General features: G+C 70.8%; 20 protein-coding genes. 4 read left to right on the forward strand and 16 right to left on the reverse strand.

What is annotated here, in order from left to right:
* Positions 1-59: 59 nt before the first annotated feature.
* Positions 60-2,321, reverse strand: coding sequence for an MMPL family transporter (locus ACIP6U_RS16075; RefSeq protein ID WP_401717315.1), 2,262 nt, complete (start codon positions 2,319-2,321; stop codon positions 60-62).
* A gap of 421 nt (positions 2,322-2,742) precedes the next feature.
* Between ACIP6U_RS16075 and ACIP6U_RS16080 the strand changes: the two genes are divergently transcribed.
* The 4 genes from ACIP6U_RS16080 (at position 2,743) to ACIP6U_RS16095 (ending at position 7,804) form a co-directional block, all read left to right on the forward strand.
* On the forward strand, positions 2,743-3,297 hold the full coding sequence (locus ACIP6U_RS16080; RefSeq protein ID WP_401717318.1) for a DUF1697 domain-containing protein: 555 nt from the start codon (positions 2,743-2,745) through the stop codon (positions 3,295-3,297).
* A 56-nt stretch (positions 3,298-3,353) separates the two neighbouring features.
* Positions 3,354-4,376, forward strand: coding sequence for a ketopantoate reductase family protein (locus ACIP6U_RS16085; RefSeq protein WP_401717321.1), 1,023 nt, complete (start codon positions 3,354-3,356; stop codon positions 4,374-4,376).
* Between the two features lie 67 nt (positions 4,377-4,443).
* The gene (locus ACIP6U_RS16090) at positions 4,444-5,073 is read left to right on the forward strand and encodes a DsbA family protein (RefSeq protein WP_401717324.1); all 630 of its coding nucleotides are present in this window, start codon (positions 4,444-4,446) and stop codon (positions 5,071-5,073) included.
* Positions 5,074-5,197: 124 nt separating this feature from the next.
* Positions 5,198-7,804 (forward strand): right-handed parallel beta-helix repeat-containing protein, encoded by a 2,607-nt coding sequence (locus tag ACIP6U_RS16095; protein ID WP_401717327.1) that lies wholly within the window; start codon positions 5,198-5,200, stop codon positions 7,802-7,804.
* Positions 7,805-7,933: 129 nt separating this feature from the next.
* On the opposite strand, the gene ACIP6U_RS16100 is transcribed toward ACIP6U_RS16095, so the two are convergent.
* From ACIP6U_RS16100 to ACIP6U_RS16170, 15 genes are all read right to left on the reverse strand, one after another.
* Complete coding sequence (locus ACIP6U_RS16100; protein ID WP_401717330.1) at positions 7,934-8,671, reverse strand: sirohydrochlorin chelatase; 738 nt, start codon at positions 8,669-8,671, stop codon at positions 7,934-7,936.
* An 8-nt stretch (positions 8,672-8,679) separates the two neighbouring features.
* Positions 8,680-9,570: an ABC transporter permease gene (locus ACIP6U_RS16105; RefSeq protein WP_401717333.1), complete on the reverse strand. Its 891-nt coding sequence runs from the start codon at positions 9,568-9,570 to the stop codon at positions 8,680-8,682.
* A complete protein-coding gene (locus tag ACIP6U_RS16110) occupies positions 9,557-10,342 on the reverse strand; it encodes an ABC transporter ATP-binding protein (RefSeq protein WP_401717336.1) in 786 nt (261 codons plus the stop codon). The genes ACIP6U_RS16105 and ACIP6U_RS16110 overlap by 14 nt, the downstream gene beginning before the upstream one ends.
* 31 nt (positions 10,343-10,373) lie before the next feature.
* Positions 10,374-11,486: an aliphatic sulfonate ABC transporter substrate-binding protein gene (locus ACIP6U_RS16115; protein ID WP_401717338.1), complete on the reverse strand. Its 1,113-nt coding sequence runs from the start codon at positions 11,484-11,486 to the stop codon at positions 10,374-10,376.
* Positions 11,487-11,721: 235 nt separating this feature from the next.
* Positions 11,722-13,059, reverse strand: a complete 1,338-nt coding sequence (locus ACIP6U_RS16120) for a sulfate adenylyltransferase subunit 1 (protein WP_401717342.1) — start codon at positions 13,057-13,059, stop codon at positions 11,722-11,724.
* A gap of 2 nt (positions 13,060-13,061) precedes the next feature.
* A complete protein-coding gene (gene cysD, locus ACIP6U_RS16125) occupies positions 13,062-13,997 on the reverse strand; it encodes a sulfate adenylyltransferase subunit CysD (RefSeq protein ID WP_123996901.1) in 936 nt (311 codons plus the stop codon).
* Positions 13,994-14,530: an adenylyl-sulfate kinase gene (gene cysC / locus ACIP6U_RS16130; protein ID WP_401717345.1), complete on the reverse strand. Its 537-nt coding sequence runs from the start codon at positions 14,528-14,530 to the stop codon at positions 13,994-13,996. Before cysC ends, cysD begins: the two co-directional genes overlap by 4 nt.
* A gap of 35 nt (positions 14,531-14,565) precedes the next feature.
* Entirely contained in the window at positions 14,566-15,276 is a 711-nt protein-coding gene (locus ACIP6U_RS16135; RefSeq protein ID WP_401717348.1) for a phosphoadenylyl-sulfate reductase, read from the reverse strand.
* On the reverse strand, positions 15,273-15,452 hold the full coding sequence (locus ACIP6U_RS16140) for a hypothetical protein (RefSeq protein WP_123996898.1): 180 nt from the start codon (positions 15,450-15,452) through the stop codon (positions 15,273-15,275). The genes ACIP6U_RS16135 and ACIP6U_RS16140 overlap by 4 nt, the downstream gene beginning before the upstream one ends.
* Positions 15,449-17,146, reverse strand: coding sequence for a nitrite/sulfite reductase (locus tag ACIP6U_RS16145; RefSeq protein WP_401717351.1), 1,698 nt, complete (start codon positions 17,144-17,146; stop codon positions 15,449-15,451). The genes ACIP6U_RS16140 and ACIP6U_RS16145 overlap by 4 nt, the downstream gene beginning before the upstream one ends.
* A gap of 122 nt (positions 17,147-17,268) precedes the next feature.
* On the reverse strand, positions 17,269-17,352 hold the full coding sequence (locus ACIP6U_RS16150) for a putative leader peptide (RefSeq protein WP_309486338.1): 84 nt from the start codon (positions 17,350-17,352) through the stop codon (positions 17,269-17,271).
* A gap of 127 nt (positions 17,353-17,479) precedes the next feature.
* The gene (locus tag ACIP6U_RS16155; RefSeq protein ID WP_401717354.1) at positions 17,480-18,052 is read right to left on the reverse strand and encodes a GNAT family N-acetyltransferase; all 573 of its coding nucleotides are present in this window, start codon (positions 18,050-18,052) and stop codon (positions 17,480-17,482) included.
* A 37-nt stretch (positions 18,053-18,089) separates the two neighbouring features.
* The gene (locus ACIP6U_RS16160; protein WP_401717357.1) at positions 18,090-19,367 is read right to left on the reverse strand and encodes a hypothetical protein; all 1,278 of its coding nucleotides are present in this window, start codon (positions 19,365-19,367) and stop codon (positions 18,090-18,092) included.
* A gap of 173 nt (positions 19,368-19,540) precedes the next feature.
* The gene (locus tag ACIP6U_RS16165; protein WP_401717360.1) at positions 19,541-20,830 is read right to left on the reverse strand and encodes a GAF domain-containing protein; all 1,290 of its coding nucleotides are present in this window, start codon (positions 20,828-20,830) and stop codon (positions 19,541-19,543) included.
* 297 nt (positions 20,831-21,127) lie between these two features.
* Entirely contained in the window at positions 21,128-22,762 is a 1,635-nt protein-coding gene (locus ACIP6U_RS16170) for an acyl-CoA dehydrogenase family protein (protein ID WP_401717363.1), read from the reverse strand.
* Positions 22,763-22,784: the final 22 nt, after the last annotated feature.

Here is a 22,784-nt window from a genome sequence, read left to right on the forward strand (position 1 = left end):
TGGCTCCCCCGGGATGCCAACGGGCCCTCAGTACAAGGACGTTCAGAATCCGCGGAGGATCAGACCCGCACCCGCTCGCCCTCGTCGTCCCGCGTCACGGGCGGCGCGGCGATCTCCGCGGACTCGTCGTGCGTGAGGTCGGGCAGCCGGTTCATCCACTTCGGGAAGTACCAGTTGCGCTCGCCCAGCAGGGCCATCACCGCGGGGAGCAGCACGCCCCGGATGATCGTCGCGTCGATGAGCACCGCGGCCGCGAGGCCGACACCCATCTGCTTCATGGACTGCATGGACAGCGTTCCGAAGATCGCGAACACGGCGACCATGATGACCGCGGCGCTGGTGACGACACCGGCCGTGGTGACCACACCGTGCTGGATCGCGTCCCGCGTGGTGCGCCCGCGCAGCCGCGCCTCGCGGATCCGCGAGACCACGAACACGTGGTAGTCCATCGACAGGCCGAACAGGATCACGAAGAGGAACAGCGGCAGCCAGGTGATGATCGCGCCGACCCCCTCCGCGCCCACCAGGGACGCGCCCCAGCCGTGCTGGAAGACGGCCACGAGGATGCCGTAAGCGGCGCCCACGGACAGCAGGTTGAGCACGATCGAGGTGATCGCGATCGTCAGCGACCGGAACGACAGCAGCATCAGCGCGAAGGCGAAGACCACCACGAACACGAAGACCGGGACGACGGCGCCGCCGAGCTGGTCGTTGAAGTCCTGTGAACCGGCGACCTGTCCGGTGATCGGCGCCTGGACGCCGTCCACCTTGCCGAGGGTCGCGGGCCGCACCTCGTCGCGCAGCTTCTTCAGACTCGCGCCCGCCTTGTCCAGATCGGAACCGCCGACCAGCGGGACGTACACGTAGGCGATGTTCTGCGCGTTGTGCAGCTTGATCTCGACCGGGCCGCGCGAGGCGCCCGAACTGATTGCGCTTTCACGGAAGTCGGCGAGCGCGGACTTCACCTCGGGTGCGTTGATGTCCTTCGCCTGGACGATCACCTCGGCCGGCTCGGAGCCGCCGGGGAAGGCGTCGTTGACGCGGTTGTACGTCTGCACGATCGGCAGCGAGTCGCCGAACTCCTGGTCCAGCGTGAGGTTCTGGGTCTTCATGCCGAGCGCGGGGGCCGCGATCGCCAGCAGCGCGCCGGCCGCGACCAGCACGGCCACCAGCGGCTTGGCGAGCACCCCGCGCAGGACGGCGGTCCAGAACCGGCTCTCCCCGCCCGTGCGGGCGGCCCGCCGCTCCATCGCCTTGCGCAGGAAGGGGATGCGGCCCTTCTCGACCCGCTCGCCCAGCAGCGAGAGCACCGCGGGCAGCACCGTCACGGAGCCGACCATGGCGACCGCCACGACCATCAGCGAGGCCAGGCCCATCGCCTCGAACTCGGCGAGCCCGGTGAAGAGCATGCCCGCCATCGCCACGCACACCGTGACACCGGAGACGATGATCGCGCGGCCACTGGTGGCGGCGGCGATCTGCAGGGCTGTGCGGGCGTCGTGGCCCGCGGCGCGCTCCTCGCGCTCACGGCGCAGATAGAACAGGCAGTAGTCGACACCGACGGCCAGACCGACCAGCAGCATCACGGAGTTGGCGGTGTCGCTCATCGGCATCACATGGCTGACGACGCCCATCAGGCCCATCGTCGCCATGATCGCGGTGATCGCCAGAGCTACCGGCAGCAGCGCGGCCACCAGCGCGCCGAAGGCGATGAGCAGGATGCCGAGGGCCACCGGCACCGCGGAGAGCTCGGCCTTCTCGAAGTCGTCCCCGAAGGCGTCGTCGAAGGTCTTCTGCATGCTCGCGCCGCCGATCTCCTCGATCCGCAGCGTCTCGTGCTCCTTCTGCACCCCCTCGACGGCCTTCAGCACCGGCTCCACCCGCTCGCCCGCGGTCTCGGAGTCGCCGCGCATGTCGAACTGCACCAGCGCGCTGCGCCCGTCCTTGGAGATGGTGTCCGTGTCGTACGGCGACGTCACGTCCGTGACCTTGCCGGTCCCGTCGACCGCCTTGACGACCGCGTCGACCGCGGCCCGGAACTGGGCGTCGGTGGCCTTGATCCCGCCGCTCTTCGCCTGGACCAGGACCGTCTCACTGGCCGGCTCGTCGATCCCCGCGTCCTCGATGATCTTGGCGGCGGTGTGTGTCTCCCCCTTGAGCTGGTCGCTGTCCTTGACGTCGACCCGCCCCGAGGCCGAACCGAGCCCCATCGCCAGGACGACGAACAGCACCCATATGCCGATCGCCGCCCATCGGTGCCGAGCGCTCCAGCCACCGGCTCGGGCCGCTACGCCCCGCACCCGCGATTCTCCGTTCCCCATGACGGGCTTGCCCCCTCGTCACGGTGACGACCCCTGCCGCCACCTGTCCTTTCGAAGGTATGGGCCGGGTAAACGCATCTCATCGTGCTCGCCGGTGAGGTGTTCCGGCCGGGGTCCTCCCCACGACCCACCGGTAAACCCCCGGGTGTCACCGTCTGGGAGGACAAGGGGCCCCTACATCTATCCGGGGTACGGGGGCTCGGGAACAAGTGCGCGGACCGCCGGGGTGTCCGGTCCGTCGGGCAGGGTCCCGTTTGTGATTACGAAACCTTATTGAACAAGTCACAGCTGGGTGCAGGTGTTGCCCCCGGCCCGCCCATCGGCCAGAGTTTCGCGCAGCCCGCTCGCGTACCCCACCCCGCGCGGCCCAGGCCGTCGTGCCCACCCCCACTGGGCACGACGGCCGACTTATGGTGTGCCCATGACGACGACGTACGCGGCGCTGCTGCGCGGGATCAACGTGAGCGGCAAGAAGAAGCTTCCGATGGCCGAGCTGCGGCAGCTCATGGCCGGCCTCGGTCACGACGGCGTACGCACCCACCTCCAGAGCGGACAGGCGGTCTTCACCACCGGCCGCGGCGACGAGGAGGCGTTGGCGGCGGAGCTGACGGAGGCGATCGAGAAGCAGTTCGGCTTCCCGGTGGACGTGATCGTCCGCGACCACGCCTACCTCGCCGCGATCGCCGAGGCCTGTCCCTTCCCGGCCGCGGACCTGGAACCCAAGCAGCTCCACGTCACGTACTTCTCCACCCCCGTCGACGCGGACCGCTTCGCGGAGATCGACCGGGACACCTACCTCCCGGAGGAGTTCCGCCTCGGCGACCGCGCCCTGTACCTCTACGCCCCCGACGGCCTCGGCCGTTCCAAGCTCGCCGAACACCTCGCCAAGCCCCGCATCAACAAGGGCCTGATCGCCACGACCCGCAACTGGAACACCGTGGCCAAGCTGGTGGAACTCACCTCACCGGCAGCCTGACCGGGATTTCACCGAGCTTTGATGGACCTTACACATTGCTGTGCGAGGCTCGTGCCATGCGCTACATCATCATCGGAGCAGGTGCCGTCGGCGGCGCGATCGGCGGACGCCTGGCGGGGGCCGGACACGAGGTCGTTCTGGTCGCGCGGGGTGCCCATCTCGCGGCCTTGCGGGACGGCGGGCTACGACTGCGGGTGCCGGACGGCGAGTTCACGTACCGCCTGCCGGCCGTCGAGGGCCCGGACGAACTCGGCGAACTGCGCGCCGACGACGTGCTGATCCTCGCCGTCAAGGCGCAGGACACGGTCGCCGCCCTGGCGGCCTGGGGCCCGGCGCCGGTCGCCGGCGGCGGCACGGCGGCCGAACGCCTCCCTCTGTTCTGCGCCCAGAACGGCGTCGAGGGCCAGCGCCTCGCCCTCCGCGTCTTCCGGCACGTGTACGGCGTCTGCGTCTGGCTGCCGGCCACCTTCCTCGAACCCGGCTCCGTCTCCGCGGGCGGCGCGCCCCTCACCGGCATCCTCCACCTCGGCCGCCACCCGCACGGCACCGACGAGACCGCCCGCCTGGTCGCCGCCGACCTGGAGAAGTCCCACTTCGAGTCCCCGGTCGTCCCGGACGTCTCCCGCTGGCAGTACGCCAAGCTCCTGGGCAACCTCGGCAACGCGCTGGAGGCGGTCGCCGGCCCGGTCACCGGCGAGGCGGCGCAGGCACTCTACGAGCGGGTCCGCTCCGAGGGCGAGGCAGTCCTCGACGCGGCCGGAATCCCGTACGCGAGCCTCGAGGAACAGCGAGCCCTGCGCGGCCACAAGGTGGACCTGGTTCCCCTGGAAGGCGCCCCACGCGGAGGCGGCTCGACCTGGCAGTCCCTCACCCGCGGCACGGGCACGATCGAGGCGGACTACCTCAACGGTGAGATCGCCCTCCTCGGCCGGTTGCACGGCGTCCCGACACCGCTCAATGACCTGCTCCAGCAGCTGGCCAACACCTTCGCGCGCGAGCGCCGTGCGGCGGGATCGATGCCGATCGGGGAACTGGTCCGGCGGGCCGACGAGGCTGTCGCGTCTGTTCGGGAGTCCTGAATGGGTCAGTGAATAACTGATCGATTGGTTCAGGACGCCGGTCCAATCGGCACCTAATGTCGTCGGCATGACGAACAACGCATCCGCCGCCGCATCCACCCGCGTCGACTTCTGGTTCGACCCCGCCTGCCCTTTCGCCTGGATCACCTCCCGCTGGCTGCTGGAGGTCGAGCGGGCGCGTCCGCTCGACCTCCGCTTCCACGCCATGAGCCTGTATCTGCACAACGCCGGCAACGAACTCCCCGACTGGTACCGGGAGTTGGTCGACAAGTCCATCGGCCCCGTCCGGGTCGCCGTGGCCGCCGCCGAGCGGCACGGGGAGAAGGTCCTGCGCGATCTGTACACCGCGTTCGGCACCCGCATCCACGAGGACAAGGCCGAGGACTTCGACGCGGTGATCGCCGACTCCCTCGCCGAACTGGGTCTCCCCGCCGACCTGGCCGCCGCCGCGCACGAATCGGCGTACGACGATGCCGTACGCCGCAGCCACGAAGCCGGCGTCGAGCCCGACTCCGGCGGCTACGTGGGCACACCCACCATCCATGTCGACGGGACGGTGTGGTTCGGTCCCGTGCTGCGCGCGATCCCGCGGGGACCCCGGGCGGCCGAACTCTTCGACAGCTTCCGCGTCCTGGCCGGCGACCCCGACTTCTTCGAGCTCAAGCGCACGCGCACGGGGTCACTCCGCTTCGACTGATCGGATGAATCACGGTACGGAAGGAGGCGTTCTGGTCATTCTCTGTCTCTTTCATTGACTGGGGCACTCAAATGCTCCTACCTTTCCCGGCGTTGGGTTCAGGCTGATCCCACGGGAGGGGTATATGCCCACGCACCGAAGAGCCGCCCTCGTCACCCTTGTCACCGCTGTACTGGCCCTCGGGGTCCCCGGTCTCGCGGTCCCGGCCCAGGCCGCGGCCTCCGACCTCTACGTCTCACCGACGGGCGACGACCACGCCGACGGCAGCGCACGACATCCCGTCCACACCCTGCAACGCGCCCGCGACCTGGTCCGCACCCGGGCCGGCCGGCTGAGGTCCGATCTCACGGTCCACCTCGCCTCCGGCACCTACCGCCAGTCGGGTCCGCTCACCCTCGACACCCGCGACTCCGGCACCAACGGCCACCGGGTGATCTGGCAGGGCGCCGGGGACACGGAAGTCAGCGGCGGCCGCCAGGTCGTCGGCTGGCGCCAGGTCCCGGGCCGCAAGGGGCTGTGGTCCGCCCCCGCACCCCAAGGACTCACCGACACACGGCAGTTGTACGTCGACGGAGTGCGCGCCCAGCGCGCCCGTGGCGCCGTGCCCGTCCAACTGACGCAGACGGCGGCCGGCTACACCGCCTCCTCGGACACCATCGCCCACTGGAAGCACCCCGCGGACGCCGAGTTCGTCTACACCAGCGGCGAGGCCCTGTGGAACATCGAGCGCAACGGCCTCGGCCAGTGGACCGAGCCGCGCTGCCGGATCGCCTCCGCCGAGGGCACCACGATCACGATGGTCCAGCCCTGCTGGGACAACTCCAACAAGCGGGTCGAGTTCCCCGACATCCCCGGGCGCACGGTCGGCATGGTCGGCCCGGGGCATCTGACGAACAGCGGAAAGGCCACGTACGTCGAGAACGCCTACGAACTCCTCGACCAGCCCGGCGAGTGGTACCTCGACCGGAGCGCGCACAAGGTCTACTACCTGCCCCGCCAGGGCGAGAACCCGGCCCGCGCCGACGTCGAGGCCGCCGCGGCCGAGAAACTCGTCGACGGGCGGGGCACGGCCGACGCGCCCGTGCACGACATCGCCTTCCGCGGCATCCGGTTCAGCTACGCGACCTGGCTGACGCCCTCCCGGCCCGAGGGCTTCTCCGAGATCCAGGCCGGCTACACCGTCACCGGTGACCAGGGCTGGGCCACCCAGGGCCTGTGCCGGTACGTCGAGGGCGGCACGTGCCCGTTCGCGTCCTGGACGAAGATGCCCGGCAACGTGTCCTTCGCGTACGGGCAGCGCATCGAGTTCGCCGACGACGTCTTCGCCCACCTCGGCGCCGCCGGACTCGACCTGGGCACCGGGAGCAGGGACTCCTCGGTCCGGGGAAGCATCTTCACCGACATCTCCGGCAACGGCCTGGAGATCGGCGGAGTGGACGGCGGCACACCGGCCTCGGGCGTGCAGGTGACGGACAACCACCTCTACGGCCTGCCCCGCGAGTACCACGGCGGTGTCGCCGTCCTCAACGGCTACACCCGGCACAACACCATCGCCCACAACCAGATCGACCACGTCGGCTACTCGGCGATCTCGATGGGCTGGGGCGGCTGGCCCGACAAGATCGAGGACCCGGCCACCCCGAACGCGAGCCACGACAACACCGTGCGGGACAACCTCGTCCACGACTACATGCAGATGCTCGACGACGGCGGAGGCATCTACACCCAGGGGCTGACGGGGACGTCCATGACGGACGGCGAGAAGGTCACCGGAAACGTCGTCCACGACCAGTGGGGCCTGGGCAAGAACATCTACACCGACAACGGCTGCACCTACGAGACCGTCGAGGGGAACGTCCTCTACAACGCCTCCTACGCCAACGTCGCCTCCCGCCACACGGACTACCGCGACGCCCTCGGCAACAACGACCCGACCCTCGTCAAGGACAACTGGTGGGAGGAGGGCACGGCCGACGGCGACAACAAGGGGCTGGTGACGACCGGCAACAAGACCATGGCCGCCCTGTCCGACGTGCCGTCGCGGATCCTCGACAACGCCGGACTCGAACCCGCCTACCGGGGGCTGCTCGACCGCCGGATCGGAGCGGCGTCCGTCCCCGAGGCGCCGTCCCGGGTCGGGACCAGCACGGCGGGCACGGACGCGCTGTACGTCACCTTCAACCCGACCTTCGCCGACGGAGGTTCGCCGGTGCGGTCGTACACGGCACGGGTGTACGACGCCTCGGGCACACAGGTCGCCCGACAGGGCGTGCGGGCAGCCGATTTCAAGCGGACGGCGCTGCTGCGCATCGATGAACTGCCGTCGTCCGGCGGCCCGTTCACGGTGACGGTCACGGCGAGCAACGCGTACGGCAGCAGCGCCCCGTCCCTCGCCTCGCTGCCGCTGACCCCCACGGCGTCGGTCGTCCCGCCCGGCGCACCCACAAGTCCCAAGCTGCGCACGGCGGCCACGGCGGCCACCCTCGCCTGGACCCCGCCCACCGCGACCGGGGACGCGAAGATCACCGGCTACCGGGTGACCGTCTCCGACGGCCGTGACCCGATCGACGTCACCGGCCGGGACGTCCTGGTCACCCAGCCCTCCGCCAAGGGCATGTTCCGGGTGATCGGCGGCCTGGAGCCCGCGACCTCGTACACCGTGACGGTCGCCGCGGTGACAGCGGCCGGCATCGGGCCGACGGCCACGGTCAGGGCGACCACCAGGTCCTGAGGCCGCCAGGTCCGGCAGCCGGCACCTCGTCCCGCCGTGCCCCGAGCACGGCGGGACGGCACGACCCGGCTCGCGCGCAGGACGGGCGGGACGGTACGGGCCGGACGGGTACGGACCGGCCCCGCTCGATCAGGCGCCGACGGCCGCAAGCTGCGGCACTCGAGCCGCGTCGTACCGCTCCAGCAGCACCCGGGCCACCTCCGGCGCCGGACCGAGCACATCGGCGAGTACGTCCGCCTCCGCCGCGCCCCGCGCGATGCGGTCCGGCAGGAAGCCGGGGGCGAGGACGTAGGGGGCGACGGCCACCCGCGCGCAGCCCGACGCCCTGAGTTCCCTCACCGCGTCCTCGGTCCGGGGAAGGGACGCGGAGGCGAACGCGGGGCGCACGGCGCACCAACCGGTGTCCCGCCACTTCCGCGCGATGTCCGCGATCACCGCGATCGCCTCCGGGTCGGTGGACCCGGCCGACGCCAGCACAACCCCCGTCGACGACTTGTCCGCCGGCGTCAACCCGGCCTCGTACAGCCGTCGTTCGAGCGCCGACAGCAGCAACGGCGAAGGACCCAGCACCTCCGCCTGCCGAATCCGCAACCGCGCCGGCGCGGACGCCAGCACCGCCGGGATGTCCGCCTTCGCGTGGAACGCCCGCGTCAGCAGCAGCGGCAGGGCCACGACGTCACGGACGCCCTCCGCGTCCAGCGACTCCAACACCCCTTGCACAGAAGGGATGTTGAAGTCCAGGAAGCCGACCTCCACCCGCACCCCCGGCCGCGCCGCCCGTACCCGCCGTACCAGGGCGTGCACGGTCGCCGCATGCCGTGGGTCACGGCTGCCGTGGGCGATGACGAGGAGGACCGGGGAGCGCATGACGTTGTTCAGCCCTTCACCAGCAGGCCTCGGCTGCGCAGCACCCACCGCTCCAGCGGACTGAAGATCAGCAGGTCGATCGCGATGCCGACGAACAGGATGAGCAGGATCGCCTCGAAGACCATGGCCATGTCGCTGGCGGTACGCGCGTTCTCCAGCAACTGACCGAGGCCCACGCCGAGATCGGGGAAGCTGGCGATGATCTCGGCCGCCATCAGCGAGCGCCAGGAGAACGCCCAGCCCTGCTTGAGGCCGGCCACATAGCCGGGCAGCGCGGCCGGCAGGGTGACGTGCCAGATGCCCTTCAGCCCCGTCGCGCCCATCGTGCGGCCCGCGCGCAGGAACAGCGGCGGTACCTGATCGACGCCGGAGACAAGGCCGTTGGCGATGGAGGGGACCGCGCCGAGCAGGATCACCGCGTACATCATCGAGTTGTTCAGGCCCAGCCAGATCACGGCCGGCGGCACCCATGCCACCGACGGCAGGGACTGGAGCCCGGACAGGATCGGGCCGATGGCCGCGCGGACGAACTTCACCCGCGCCACGATCAGTCCCAGCGGGGTGCCGATGAGCAGCGCGAAGAAGAAGCCGAGCAGACCGCGCGAGACGCTGGTCCAGATGTAGCCGAGCAGATCGCCCTCGAGCCAGGCCTCCTTGAAGGCGCTGCCCACGGCGCCGGGGGAGGGCAGCTTGGAGGGGTCGTCCACGATCGGGTAGAGGATGAACCAGACGGCGAGGACCACCCCGAGCGCGATGATCGGCGGCAGGATCTTGCTGACGAAGGTCTGCCGGAAGGTCGGGCGGCCGGTGGCCGTGGTCTCCAGCGCGTCCAGGCCCGCCTCGACGCTGCCGTTTCCGGCACCGGCGTCCTGGACCCGTGTCGTCTCAGTGCTGGCCATGACGGCGGATCTCCCCACGCAGGACTTCGGTGATCTCAAGGGACAGTTCGGCGACGGGCGCGTCCTCGATCCGGCGCGGCTGCGGGATGTCGACCGTCCACTCACGCGCGATCCGGCCGGGCCGGGAGGACAGCAGGATCACCCGCTGCGCGAGCCGCACCGCCTCGCGCACGTTGTGGGTGACGAACAGGACGGAGATCCCGGTCTCCGCCCAGATCCTGGTGATCTCGTCGTGCAGCACGTCCCGGGTGATGGCGTCGAGCGCGGCGAACGGCTCGTCCATCAGCAGCAGGTTGCTCTGCTGCGCCAACGAGCGGGCCAGCGCCACGCGTTGGCGCATACCGCCGGACAGTTCGTGCACGCGCTTGCCGTACGCGCCCTTCAGGCGGACCAGTTCGAGGAGCTCCTCGGCCTTGCCGCGCCGTTCGGGCTTGGGAACTCCCCTGAGCTTCAGGGCGAGTTCGATGTTCTTGCCCGCGGTCAGCCACGGGAAGAGGGCGTGCTCCTGGAACATCAGGGCCGGGCGCCCCTCCGTCGTGATGGAGCCGCCGGTGGGCTGGTCGAGCCCCGCCACCAGGTTCAGCAGCGTGGACTTGCCGCAGCCCGAGGCGCCCAGGAGGGTGACGAACTCGCCCGGAGCGACATCGATGCTGATGTCGTCCAGCACGAGCTGCTGCCCGCCCGGCGTCGCGAAGGACTTCGAGACATGCTCAAGGCGTGCGGCGTACTCGACGGACTCGTCGGCCTTGGCGAGTGTCGTGGTCGTGGCCATGGTCGTCACCTCCTGGGACTCGTCGGGTACGTCAGCTGGTGCCGAGGCCGGCGGCGTCGACCGGGCTCTCACCCGCGGCCTTGAGGACCTTGTTGAGGAGCGTGAGGTCGTAGATGCCGTCGAGGTTCGGCTTCTCCAGCAGACCGGCCTTGACCGCGTGCTCCGCCTCGGAGTTGAGGGTGGAGGCCAGCGGGTCGTCGGTGATCTCGATCGACTTCCACGCGGGGTCCAGGACGTCGGCGGGCAGCGCCTTGCCGGAGTCGATCTCCAGCTGCTTGTTCGCCGAGGCCTTCGCCTCGTCCGGGTTGGCGTTGATCCACTTGTTGGTCTCGACGGAGGCCTTCAGCACGGCCTCGACGGCCTTGGGGTGCGCCTTGAGGAACTTCTGCGACACGATGATGTTCGTGATCACGAACTTCTTGTCCGGCCACAGGTCCGACTCGTCGAGGAGCACCTTGGCGCCCTCGGCGACCAGCTTGGACGCGGTCGGCTCCGGCACCCAGGCGCCGTCGACGGAACCGGCCTTGTAGGCGTCCGGCGTGATCTTGTTGTCGGTGCGGACGACCGTGACGTCACCCTTGCCGCTCTGCGCGTCGACCTTCCAGCCCTGGTCGGCGGCCCAGTTGAGGAACGCCACGTCCTGCGTGTTGCCCAGCTGGGGCGTCGCGATCTTCTTGCCCTTGACGTCCTTCAGGGTCTTGATCTTCTTCGGGTTGACGACCAGCTTCACGCCGCCCGAGGCCGAACCGCCGATGATCTTCAGGCTCTTGCCGTCGGACTTGGTGTAGCCGTTGATCGCCGGGGAGGGGCCGATCCAGCCGATGTCGATGGAGCCCGCGTTCAGCGCCTCGATCTCCGAGGGTCCCGCGTTGAAGATGGCGGGCGCGACCTTGGTGGCGCCGAGTTCCTTCTGGAAGAAGCCCTTCTGCACGCCCACGAGCGCGGTGGCGTGGGTCAGGTTGCCGAAGTAGCCGATCTTGACGGAGTCGAGGCCGTCGATCTTCTTGGACCCGGCGGCGACCTTCGCACCCGAGGTGTCGTCCTTGGAGTCCGACCCGTAGCCGCAGGCGGCGAGTGCCAGCAGGGGAAGTGCGGCGACCACGGCGACGCCGCGGCGGAGGAATATTGAGCGGTTGGCAGGCACGGGAGGCGTTCCTCTCGTTGGCCCGGCGGGTCACGGTCTCTCAGGTCGTGGCCGGGAAGTTCGGCAAGGGTCTTCGTCGTGTCCGGGACGTCGGGTGGGGGGAGTGGGCGCGCAGGCGGTGCGCGTACGTCAGCACACACATCGCGCGACTCCGCCCTGCCCGCTGCCGAGGGCGCCGCTGCCGACGCGGCCGCCCTCCTTCGCGAACGTGGAGTAGAAGTCCTGGGAGTTCATCTCAGAAGTCCCAACTGTCGTCGTCGGACTCGTTCTTGACCGGCTCCGGGGACGCGAACGACTCGCCGACCATGCCGGCGGTGAGCGTGGTGCCGTCGTTCGGGTCGATCAGGATGAACGAGCCCGTGCGCCGGGAGTCGGCGTACGAGTCCACCGGCAGGGGCTCCGCGGTGCGGATCTTCACCCGGCCGATGTCGTTGGCGACGAGCTGTCCCGGGTGCGGGTGCAGGGACAGGTCGTCGAGTGTGAGACGGGACGGGATGTCCTTGACGATCGCCTTGACCGTACGGGTGCCGTGCTTGAGCAGCACCCGGTGGCCGACGGTCAGCGGCTGGTCGGCGACATGGCACACGGTCGCCTCGACGTCCTGCGTGGTCGCCGGGGCGTCCTTGCTGGGCACGATCAGGTCGCCGCGCGAGATGTCGATGTCGTCCTCCAGCAGGAGGGTCACCGACTGCGTGGTCCAGGCGGCGTCGACCGGCTCGCCGAGCAGGTCGATCGCGGCGATCCGGGAGGCACGGCCCGAGGGCAGTACGGTGACGGGCTCGCCGACGTGGAAGCTGCCGGCGGCGATCTGGCCCGCGTAGCCCCGGTAGTCCGGGTGCTCGGCGGTCTGCGGCCGGATCACGTACTGCACGGGCAGCCGGGCGTGGCAGTGGCTCAGGTCGTGGGCGACCGGGACCGTCTCCAGGTGCTCCAGGACCGTCGGGCCGCCGTACCAGTCCATGTTCGCGGACGGCTCCACCACGTTGTCACCGGCGAGCGCCGAGATCGGGATCGCGGTGACCTCCGGGACGCCCAACTCGTGCGCGTACGCCGTGAATTCCTCGGCGATCGCCGCGAAGACGGACTCCTTGTACTCGACCAGGTCCATCTTGTTGACGGCGAGCACCGCGTGCGGGACGCGCAGCAGGGCGGCGATCGCCGCGTGCCGACGGGTCTGCTCGACCACGCCGTTGCGGGCGTCGACCAGGATCACCGTCAGCTCGGCCGTGGAGGCACCCGTCACCATGTTGCGGGTGTACTGCACGTGGCCGGGGGTGTCGGCGAGGATGAACCGCCGCCTGGGCGTGGCGAAGTAGCGGTAGGCCACGTCGATGGTGATGCCCTGCTCGCGCTCGGCGCGCAGACCGTCCGTCAGCAGCGCGAGGTCCGGGCCCTCGGCGCCACGGCTCGCCGAGGCACGCTCCACGGCCTCCAGCTGATCGGTGAGGATCGACTTGGAGTCGTGCAACAGGCGCCCGACGAGCGTGGACTTGCCGTCGTCGACCGAGCCTGCCGTCGCGAACCGCAGCAGGGTCGTCTCGGCGAGTCCGGTGAGTTCCGTGGTGGTGCTCATGCTTAGAAGTACCCCTCGCGCTTGCGGTCTTCCATCGCGGCCTCGGACATCTTGTCGTCGGCCCGGGTCGCGCCGCGCTCGGTCAGCCGGGAGGCGGTGATCTCGGCGATGACGGTGTCCAGCGTGGTCGCGTCGGAGTCGACGGCGCCCGTGCAGGACATGTCGCCGACGGTCCGGTAGCGGACCTGCCGTTTCTCCACGCTCTCCCCGGACTTGGGGCCACCCCACTCGCCGGCGGTCAGCCACATGCCGGCCCGCTGGAACACCTCGCGCTCGTGCGCGAAGTAGATCTGCGGCAGCTCGATGCCCTCGCGGGCGATGTACTGCCAGACGTCCAGCTCGGTCCAGTTGGACAGCGGGAACACGCGGACGTGCTCGCCGGGTGCGTGACGTCCGTTGTACAGGTTCCACAGCTCGGGCCGCTGCCGGCGCGGGTCCCACTGGGAGAACTCGTCCCGCAGCGAGAACACCCGCTCCTTGGCGCGGGCCTTCTCCTCGTCCCGCCGACCGCCGCCGAACACGGCGTCGAACTTCTCGGCCTGGATCTTCTCCGTCAACGGCAGTGTCTGGAGCGGATTACGGGTCCCGTCCGGACGCTCCTTCAGCACCCCGCGGTCGATGTAGTCCTGCACGGAGGCCACATGGAGCCGCAGCCCGTGCTTCTCGACCGTGCGGTCCCGGTACTCAAGTACCTCGGGGAAGTTGTGGCCCGTGTCGACGTGCAGCAGCGAGAAGGGCACCGCCGCCGGCGCGAACGCCTTGAGCGCCAGGTGCAGCATGACGATGGAGTCCTTGCCGCCGGAGAAGAGGATCACCGGTCGCTCGAACTCGCCCGCCACCTCGCGGAAGATGTGCACCGCCTCGGACTCCAGCGCGTCCAGGTGGGAGAGGGCGTACGGACTGGCCGTACCGTCCTCCGTCGTGGCGACGGTCGTCATGCCAGTCCCCTCTCGGTGAGCAGCGCGTGGAGTGCGGCCGCGGACTCCTGGACGGTCTGGTGCTGGGACTCGATGCGCAGGTCGGGCGACTCGGGCGCCTCGTAGGGGTCGTCCACCCCGGTGAGCCCGCTGAGTTCGCCCGCCGCCTGCTTGGCGTACAGCCCCTTCACGTCCCGCTCGGAGCACACCTCGACCGGGGTCGCCACATGCACCTCCAGGTACGCGGCACCGCTCTCCTGGTGGCGCTTGCGCACCTCCTCGCGGCTGTCCGCGTACGGCGCGATGACCGGGACCAGCGCCTTCACGCCGTTGCGGGCGAGCAGTTCGGCGAGGAAGCCGATCCGCTGCACGTTGGTGTGCCGGTCCGCGCGGGAGAAGCCGAGGCCCGCGGAGATGAACTCGCGGATCTCGTCGCCGTCGAGCACCTCGACGCGGTGGCCCTCCTCGCGCAGCCGGCCGGCCAGCTCGTAGGCGATGGTGGTCTTGCCGGCGCTCGGCAGACCCGTGAGCCAGACGGTGGCTCCGGTCGTCACGTGTGTCTCCTGTATCTCCTGAGTGGTCGTCATGGTCAGCCGTGCAGCCCGCACTCGGTCTTGTTGCGGCCCGCCCAGCGCCCGGCCCGGGCGTCCTCGCCCTCCAGCACACGACGGGTGCAGGGGGCGCAGCCGACGGACGCGTAGCCGTCCATCAGCAGGGGGTTGGTCAGTACGCCGTGCTCGGCGACGTAGGCGTCCACGTCGTCCTGGGTCCAGCGGGCGATCGGCGAGACCTTGACCTTCCGGCGCTTCTCGTCCCAGCCGACGACCGGGGTGTTCGCCCGGGTCGGGGACTCGTCGCGGCGCAGCCCGGTCGCCCAGGCGGTGTACTTGGTCAGGCCCTGCTCCAGCGGCTGGACCTTGCGCAGCTTGCAGCACAGGTCGGGGTCGCGGTCGTGCAGCTTGGGACCGTACTCCGCGTCCTGCTCGGCGACCGTCCGGCGCGGGGTGAGGGTGATGACGTTGACGTCCATCACGGCCTCGACGGCGTCCCGGGTGCCGATGGTCTCGGGGAAGTGGTAGCCGGTGTCGAGGAACACGACGTCCACGCCGGGCCTGGCCCGGGAGGCGAGGTGGGCGACCACCGCGTCCTCCATGGAGGAGGTCACGCAGAACCGCTTGCCGAAGGTGTCGACCGCCCACTGGAGGACCTCCAGCGCGGAGGCGTCCTCCAGGTCGCGGCCCGCCTGCTCCGCAAGGGCCTTCAAGTCGTCGGTCGTGCGGTCTTCCTGAACGGTGGTCATATCTCGTCCCCTCCCGTTTCGGTGCGCTGAAGCCCCCGGGACAGCAGCCCGAGGAACTTCAACTGGAAGGCTCGATTGCACGCTCCGCATTCCCACGCGCCGTGGCCCTGCTCGCTGGGACGCAGGTCCTCGTCGCCGCAGTAGGGGCAGTAGAAGGGGGCCGCCCGCTCGCTCACGACAGGGCCTCCTCGGAGGCGCGGGTGGCCCAGGTCGCGAACCGCTCGCCGTCCTCGCGCTCGGCCTGGAACCGCTTCAGGACGCGCTCGACGTAGTCGGTCAGCTCCTCCGAAGTCACCTTCAGGCCACGGACCTTGCGGCCGAACCCGGCCTCCAGACCGAGCGCGCCGCCGAGGTGCACCTGGAAGCCCTCGACCTGCTCGCCCTGGTCGTTGAGGACCAACTGGCCCTTGAGACCGATGTCCGCGACCTGGATACGGGCGCAGGCGTTCGGGCAGCCGTTGATGTTGATGGTGATCGGCTCGTCGAACTCCGGGATCCGGCGCTCCAGTTCGTCGATCAGCGCGGCGCCGCGCGCCTTGGTCTCGACGATGGCGAGCTTGCAGTACTCGATGCCGGTGCAGGCCATGGTGCCGCGCCGGAACGAGGAGGGCTTGGCGGTCAGGTCGAGTGCGGCGAGGCCCTCGACCAGCGAGTCGACCTGGTCCTCCTCGACGTCGAGCACGATCATCTTCTGCTCGACGGTGGTACGGACCCGGCCCGAGCCGTGCGCCTCGGCCAGCTCGGCGATCTTGGTGAGGGTGGCGCCGTCGATGCGGCCGACGCGCGGGGCGAAACCGACGTAGAAACGCCCGTCCTGCTGGCGGTGGACGCCGACGTGGTCGCGCCAGCGGGCCACCGGCTGGGCGGGGGCGGGGCCGTCGACGAGCTTGCGCCCCAGGTACTCGTCCTCCAGGACCTGGCGGAACTTCTCCTGGCCCCAGTCGGCGACGAGGAACTTCAGGCGGGCGCGGGTGCGCAGGCGCCGGTAGCCGTAGTCGCGGAAGATGCCGATCACGCCGGCCCAGACGTCCGGGACCTCGTCCAGCGGGACCCAGGCGCCGAGCCGGACGCCGATCTTCGGGTTGGTGGACAGACCGCCGCCGACCCACAGGTCGAAGCCGGGGCCGTGCTCGGGGTGCTCGACGCCGACGAACGCGATGTCGTTGATCTCGTGCGCCACGTCGAGCAGCGGGGAGCCGGAGATCGCGGTCTTGAACTTGCGCGGCAGGTTGGAGAATTCCTTGGTGCCGATGTAGCGGCCGTGGATCTCGTCGATGGCCGGTGTGCCGTCGATGATCTCGTCCTCGGCGATGCCGGCGACGGGCGAGCCGAGGATCACGCGGGGTGTGTCACCGCAGGCCTCGGTGGTGGAGAGCCCGACGGCTTCGAGCCGGTTCCAGATCTCGGGCACGTCCTCGATGCGGATCCAGTGGTACTGCACGTTCTGGCGGTCCGTGAGGTCGGCCGTGCCGCGCGCGAACTCCTGCGAGATCTCGCCGATCACCCGCAGCTGGTCCGTGGTCAGCCGGCCGCCGTCGATGCGGACGCGCAGCATGAAGTACTTGTCGTCCAGCTCCTCCGGCTCCAGGATCGCGGTCTTGCCGCCGTCGATCCCGGGCTTGCGCTGGGTGTAGAGACCCCACCAGCGCATCCGGCCGCGCAGGTCGTTCGGGTCGATCGAGTCGAAGCCGCGCTTGGAGTAGATCGTCTCAATGCGTGTCCGCACATTGAGACCGTCGTCGTCCTTCTTGAACTGCTCGTTGCCGTTGAGCGGGGTGAAGTGTCCCGCTGCCCACTGACCCTCACCGCGGTGACGGCTCACCTTGCGTCGGGGCGCTGCGGCACCAGGGTTCTGCGGGGTGGCGGCCATGTTGGAGGTCCTCCGGGACAGACGGGAGCGGCTCTTACCTGCGGGTACGGGCGCATGGGTCTACGTGCGCGTCGTTGCGCGGGATGAGACGTATGCAGGAGATGTCGGTGTCGCTGCGGCTCTCAGCTCGCCGGACAGATGGCGCTGGACATGCGGCCGAGATCGACGTGCCGCCGACTCACCAAGGCAATTCCAGTTCCGGACATGACGGAAGCGTGTCATGGCGATCTGGACACAGTCCAGCTTCGTCCGACATGCGGACACCCTGGTCTCGAAGTGCGAGACGCGGGTGTCATCGGTCACATGCGCCGCACGCGGTCTTGTCCGCGCAGGTCAGGCGGGGTATGCCCCGGGCCAGGGGCCGGGCGTGGTCACCTCCCGCTCCTCCTCGACCTTGGTGTCGAAGAGCGTGAAGCCCCGGCGCAGATAGTTGTCCATGGCGTGCTCCCCGTCCTTGCTGCATGTATGCAGCCAGACCCGCTTGGTGCGGGCGAGACCCGGCCACCGGTCCGCGAGGTCCCAGGCGCGGGCGGCGCCGTACGCGAGCAGATGGCCGCCGATCCGGCGGCCCCGGAAGGCGGGGATCAGCCCGAAGTAGGCGATCTCCACCACCCCGTCGTCCTGCGGGTCCAGCTCCACGAACCCGGCGGGCGTCCCGCGCTCGTACGCGACCCACGTCTCCACGCCCGGCCGGTCCAGATACTGCTCCCAGCGCGCGTACGGCCAGCCGAGCCGGTCGGTCCAGAGGATGTCGCCGCCGACGGAGGCGTACAGGAAACGGCTGAACTCGGGGGAGGGCAGCTCGGAGCGGACGATCCGGACGTCCCCGTCCGGCGCGGCGGCCGGCAGCAGGTCGGTCGGGGCGGTCTGCTCCAGGGACCAGGTGGTCACGGGGAAGGTGCTCATGCCCGCCAGGGAATCATCCGGCCCGGAGGCTTGTCGATTACCGGCCGGCGGACTTGTCGATCGAGGACAGCGGCAGCGCGTACAGCATCCGGCCGGACTGGGACCAGACCTCGCCGGTCGCCGCCCAGTAGGAGAGCGAACCCGCCCGGCCGCTCCAGCACTGGTGCGAGGCGTCCGAGCCGCACTCGGTGGTCTTCGCCTCGTCCGCGTTCTGCCGCCAGAGGGTGCCGTGGTCGCCCGCGGTGTCGGCCGCCCGGTCCAGATACCAGGTCGAGTCGAGCGAGAGGACGCCCGCGACGCCGGTCACCTTCGTCTCGTAGGCCGCGTCCGCGACCGCGTTCCCGGCGGAGTCCGTGGCCAGGAGCCCGGCCCGTGCCGGGTCCGAGCTGAACGCGTAGCGCCACAGCCGGGTGCGCAGATCACCGTCCACGGGCACCCGCTCGCTCGCGACCAGGCTGTCCGGCGCGGTGCTGCGGTCCAGGGAGATCGCCGTGGGACGGGGGGACCCGCCGCCGAGCGTGTACGAGCCGATCGCCGGCAGCACGTACCGGTAGCCGTACGCCGCCCAGCCGCCGCGCACCTTGCCGACCTTGAGGCTGTCGACGGTGGCCCGCTGTACACGGCGCATGTCGTACGCGTAGAGGCCGGTGGCGGTGGTGACCAGCAGCTTGCCCTGGTACCAGACCATGCCGGAGACCGCGGAGGGCAGACCTCGGTAGTCGCGTCCGCCGTCCACCGGGACCGCGAGGACCGCCCAGGTGTACGTCAGATGCGCGGGATCGTCGGCGTTCACGAAGGCGACCCGGGCGATGCCGGAGCCCTTGCCCCGCGCGGTGTCGTGGCTCCAGCCGGACAGGATCACCCGGTTCTCGCCCCAGTGACCGTCGTCGTCCGCGTCCCCGGAGGTGGTGACCGCGCCGGCCTGCCAGCCGCTGCTGTCGGCGCTGTCCCAGCAGTAGGCGCGCGTGGCCGCCGGTTCGACGGGCAGGGTGCCGCGCTCGGAGGTGGTGCAGTCGGCCGCGTCGCGCAGGGTCCGGTCGCTGTCGTCGAGGACCGCGCGGACGCCGACCGGCTTGCCCATGGCGGCGGAGAGGCGGTCGAGGGTGCCCTGGGGGACGAGGTGCTCCTGGAGCCGGAGGTCGGCCCCCTTGGCGTCTGCGGCCAGCGGCTTCAGACCGCCGGGAGTGTCACTGACGGTGGCCTGAGAAGCGCTGATCATGGTGGCGGCCGCGGTGAGGGCGAGCGCGGTCCCGGCCAGGAAGCCGCGCACCGCCTGGCCGCGCCTTTGCCTGCGGTGTCTGCCGCGTTGCTTCATCGAACCTCCCGAGGCGAGCCAACTGCGGTGGTTGGTCCGAGCGTTGACCAAGGAGCAGGTGGGGTGGCCCGTAGTGGGATGCTACGGCAGGCGAGGGCCGCGGGGGACGAAGACCCTGCAAATATGCGGAAGATGCCGTCACTCGGGCACGCACGGTGACGGATCGGGCATATTCAGGGGGTCTCGGTCGGAGTCCGTCCCGCCGTCAGCGCGGGGGCCGTCGAGTACGGCAGCAGGTCCAGCGGGTCGTCGGGGAGGAGCACCTCGACCTCGGCCTGCTCGCGGAACCGGTAGGGCCGATGCTCCAACAGGCCGCCGAGATACCGGCGTACCCGTGACATCTCGGCCCGTACGGTCACCGTGCGGGCCGCGTCGCCGAACACGTCCTCGGCCAGGCCCGCCGCGCTGCGCCCGTTTCGGTGCAGCGCCAGCAGATAGAGCAACTCGGCGTGCCGGGGGCTCAGTTCGCGGCTCCAGGAACCCGCGCACTCCGACACCGTCACCGTCCAGCGGCGCGGACGGGTCAGATCCAGCACGACGCGGGTGGCGGCGCGCGGGGTCGGCTCGTCGGACGCCCTGATCAGCCAGCCGCCGGCCAGCGGCTCCACCGAGCAGGGCCCCAACGGCGGCAGCCACCGGCGGCCCGGCGCCAGGGACTTGGGCAGCGCGATCCGGCCGGGCGCCGGCAGCCCGGTCACCGCGGCGGTCCAGCCGTTCCGGTCCACCACCAGGGCCCGCCCCGACAGCCGGGCGAGGACCGGGGCAGCCACCGCGCGCAGCCGCTCCAGCGAGGTCATGTGCAGCTCGCGCAGCCGGGCCTCGGCGAGCTTGGCCACCGAGTCGACCCAGGCGAGCGTGGCCGGGTGCATCGTCTCCAGCGGTCCGCTGACGTCCACCACCCCCAGCAGCCGCCCGTCGCGCGGGTCGGTGATGGGGGCGCCGGTACAGGTCCAGGTGGCCAGTGAGCGCACGAAGTGCTCGGAGGCGAAGATCTGCACGGGCCGGCGGACCACCGCCGGGGTGCCCACGCCGTTGGTGCCGACGACCTCCTCGCGCCAGTCGGCGCCGACCTCGAAGCCGAGACCGTCGGCCCGGCGCAGCACCGGTGTGCTGCCCTCCCGCCACAGCACCCGGCCGTCCGGGCCCGCGACCACCATGATGTGGTGGGCGACGTCCGCGACCGACAACAGCCCCTCGCGCAGCACCGGCAGCACATGCCGCAGCTCCGTCGAGTCCCGGCGCCGCCGCACCTCGTCGGCGTCCAGCACCCCGGCCCGCAGGTCCCGTTCGGGATCGACGCCGCTGCGCAGGGTGCGCCCCCAGGACTGCTCGATCACCGGCCGCGGCGCGACGGGCGCCCGCTGCCCCGCGAGCGTGGCGGAGCGGACCTCGCTGAGCACCCGCGCCGCGCGCGTGGTGTCGACCGCGGCGAACTGGGTGACGTCCGTCGGCGAGAGCGCCACGGGACCTCCAGGGAGAAGGGGTCGGGACCGCCGGACACACCGTCGCGATTCGGCCACGGAGCCGGCAGTCCGTTGACTGACCGTCTCATAGTGTCGTTCCCGCCTGAGGGACGTGCACGGTCCAGCCACAGAAAGCAGCAAGTTGCAACCCTCTGCAACCCTGGTGAACTGCCAAACCCTGGTTGAAACTTGAGCAACGCCGTCCCGAGCGGCGTACCAGGCCTGTCTACGGGCCACTGGGCGGGGGTGGTGCCGTGTCGGCGCAGCACCACCCCCGCGTCCGGCCCTCCCCGCAGGTCAGGACAGTGGTCGGGCCCGCTCCACCACCGACGCCAGGTCGAGCGTGGACGGCAGTGTCCCGAAGGTCGCACCCCCGTCGCTGCCCAACCGCCCGGCGCAGAAGGCGTCCGCGACCTCGGATGGCGCGAACCGGACCAGCAGTGACCCCTGGAGCACCAGCGCGAGCCGCTCCACCAGCCGCCGCGCCCGTCCCTCGACGCCCTCCAGATCGGCGAGTTCGGTCAGCACACCCTTGATCGCCCCGTCCAGCCGGTGGTCCGCGCCCCGCGCCCGGCCGACCTCCTGGAGATACGCGTCCAGCGCGGCCGGCTCCCTGCGCAGCGCCCGCAGCACGTCCAGTGCCTGGACGTTGCCCGCGCCCTCCCACACCGAGTTGAGCGGCGACTCGCGCACCAGCCGGGGCAACCCCGACTCCTCGACATAGCCGTTGCCGCCCAGACACTCGGCGGCCTCGACCGCGACCGGCGAACAGCGCTTGGTCACCCAGTACTTGGCGGCCGGCACCGCGATCCGCAGCAGCGCCCGTTCCTGCTCGCCCCCGTCGTCGTAGGCCGCCGCGAGCCGCAGGGCGAGGGTGGTGGCCGCCTCGGACTCCAGCGCGAGGTCGGCCAGCACGTTGCGCATCAGCGGCTGGTCGACGAGTCTGGCGCCGAACGCCTCGCGGTGGCCGCAGTGATGGACCGCCTGTGCGACGGCCTGCCGCATCAGCCCCGCCGACCCGATCACGCAGTCCAGCCGGGTCGCCGTCACCATGTCGATGATCGTGCGCACCCCGTGCCCCTCCGCACCGACCCGGCGCGCCCAGGTCCCGTCGAACTCGACCTCGCTCGAAGCGTTCGACCGGTTGCCCAGCTTGTCCTTGAGCCGCTGGAGCAGGAACACGTTCCGGGTGCCGTCCGCCAGCACGCGCGGCACCAGGAAGCAGGTGAGTCCGCCGGGAGCCTGCGCCAGCACCAGAAAGCCGTCCGACATCGGCGCCGAGCAGAACCACTTGTGCCCGGTCAGCTCGTAGGTGCCGTCCTCGTCGAGCGGCCGCGCGGCCGTGGCGTTCGTCCGTACGTCGCTGCCGCCCTGCTTCTCCGTCATGCCCATCCCGAACAGCGCCCCGGCCTTGAGGTGGGCGGGGCGCAGTTCGCGGTCGTAGACCGTCGACGTCAGTCGCGGCTCCCACTCCGCGGCCAGGTCCGGGTCGGCGCGCAGGGCGGGCACCGCCGCGTGGGTCATCGACAGGGGGCAGCAGTTGCCGGCCTCGACCTGCGTCCACACCAGGAACGCGGCGGCCCGGCGGACATGGCCGCCGGGCCGGTCCCAGGCGGCCGTCAGCCCCGCCGCGACGCCCTTGCCGAGCAGCCGGTGCCAGGCCGGATGGAACTCGACCTCGTCGATCCGATGCCCGTGCCGGTCGTGCGTCCGCAGTCGCGGCGGGTTCTCGTTGGCCTGCACCCCCCACTCCTGCACCTGCGCCGACCCGGCGGCCCGCCCGAGGGCGGCCAGTTCGGCACCGGCCTTCTCGGACAGCGCCGGATCGAGATGCCGCTCGACCGCCTCCGTCAGGACGCGGTCGGCGGAGTAGACGTCGTACCCGGTCAGGGGCGGGGCCTGGTTGGTCACGGTGTGGGTCGTTCGCGCCATGCCCGCGAACCTACCGCGCACC

Origin of the sequence: Streptomyces sp. NPDC088794, from assembly GCF_044750545.1 — a bacterium.
Taxonomy (GTDB): Bacteria; Actinomycetota; Actinomycetes; order Streptomycetales; family Streptomycetaceae; genus Streptomyces.

Excerpts from the sequence above, each read along its gene's own strand:
- ACIP6U_RS16150 (WP_309486338.1), bottom strand. The coding sequence starts at position 17,352 with ATGTCCGGAACTGGAATTGCCTTGGTGAGTCGGCGGCACGTCGATCTC.
- ACIP6U_RS16100 (WP_401717330.1), bottom strand. The coding sequence starts at position 8,671 with ATGCGCTCCCCGGTCCTCCTCGTCATCGCCCACGGCAGCCGTGACCCA.
- ACIP6U_RS16160 (WP_401717357.1), bottom strand. The coding sequence starts at position 19,367 with ATGAAGCAACGCGGCAGACACCGCAGGCAAAGGCGCGGCCAGGCGGTG.
- ACIP6U_RS16075 (WP_401717315.1), bottom strand. The coding sequence starts at position 2,321 with ATGGGGAACGGAGAATCGCGGGTGCGGGGCGTAGCGGCCCGAGCCGGT.
- ACIP6U_RS16120 (WP_401717342.1), bottom strand. The coding sequence starts at position 13,059 with ATGAGCACCACCACGGAACTCACCGGACTCGCCGAGACGACCCTGCTG.
- ACIP6U_RS16095 (WP_401717327.1), top strand. The coding sequence starts at position 5,198 with ATGCCCACGCACCGAAGAGCCGCCCTCGTCACCCTTGTCACCGCTGTA.
- ACIP6U_RS16110 (WP_401717336.1), bottom strand. The coding sequence starts at position 10,342 with ATGGCCACGACCACGACACTCGCCAAGGCCGACGAGTCCGTCGAGTAC.
- ACIP6U_RS16085 (WP_401717321.1), top strand. The coding sequence starts at position 3,354 with ATGCGCTACATCATCATCGGAGCAGGTGCCGTCGGCGGCGCGATCGGC.
- ACIP6U_RS16105 (WP_401717333.1), bottom strand. The coding sequence starts at position 9,570 with ATGGCCAGCACTGAGACGACACGGGTCCAGGACGCCGGTGCCGGAAAC.
- ACIP6U_RS16135 (WP_401717348.1), bottom strand. The coding sequence starts at position 15,276 with ATGACCACCGTTCAGGAAGACCGCACGACCGACGACTTGAAGGCCCTT.
- ACIP6U_RS16155 (WP_401717354.1), bottom strand. The coding sequence starts at position 18,052 with ATGAGCACCTTCCCCGTGACCACCTGGTCCCTGGAGCAGACCGCCCCG.
- ACIP6U_RS16080 (WP_401717318.1), top strand. The coding sequence starts at position 2,743 with ATGACGACGACGTACGCGGCGCTGCTGCGCGGGATCAACGTGAGCGGC.
- ACIP6U_RS16170 (WP_401717363.1), bottom strand. The coding sequence starts at position 22,762 with ATGGCGCGAACGACCCACACCGTGACCAACCAGGCCCCGCCCCTGACC.
- ACIP6U_RS16090 (WP_401717324.1), top strand. The coding sequence starts at position 4,444 with ATGACGAACAACGCATCCGCCGCCGCATCCACCCGCGTCGACTTCTGG.
- ACIP6U_RS16145 (WP_401717351.1), bottom strand. The coding sequence starts at position 17,146 with ATGGCCGCCACCCCGCAGAACCCTGGTGCCGCAGCGCCCCGACGCAAG.
- cysD (WP_123996901.1), bottom strand. The coding sequence starts at position 13,997 with ATGACGACCGTCGCCACGACGGAGGACGGTACGGCCAGTCCGTACGCC.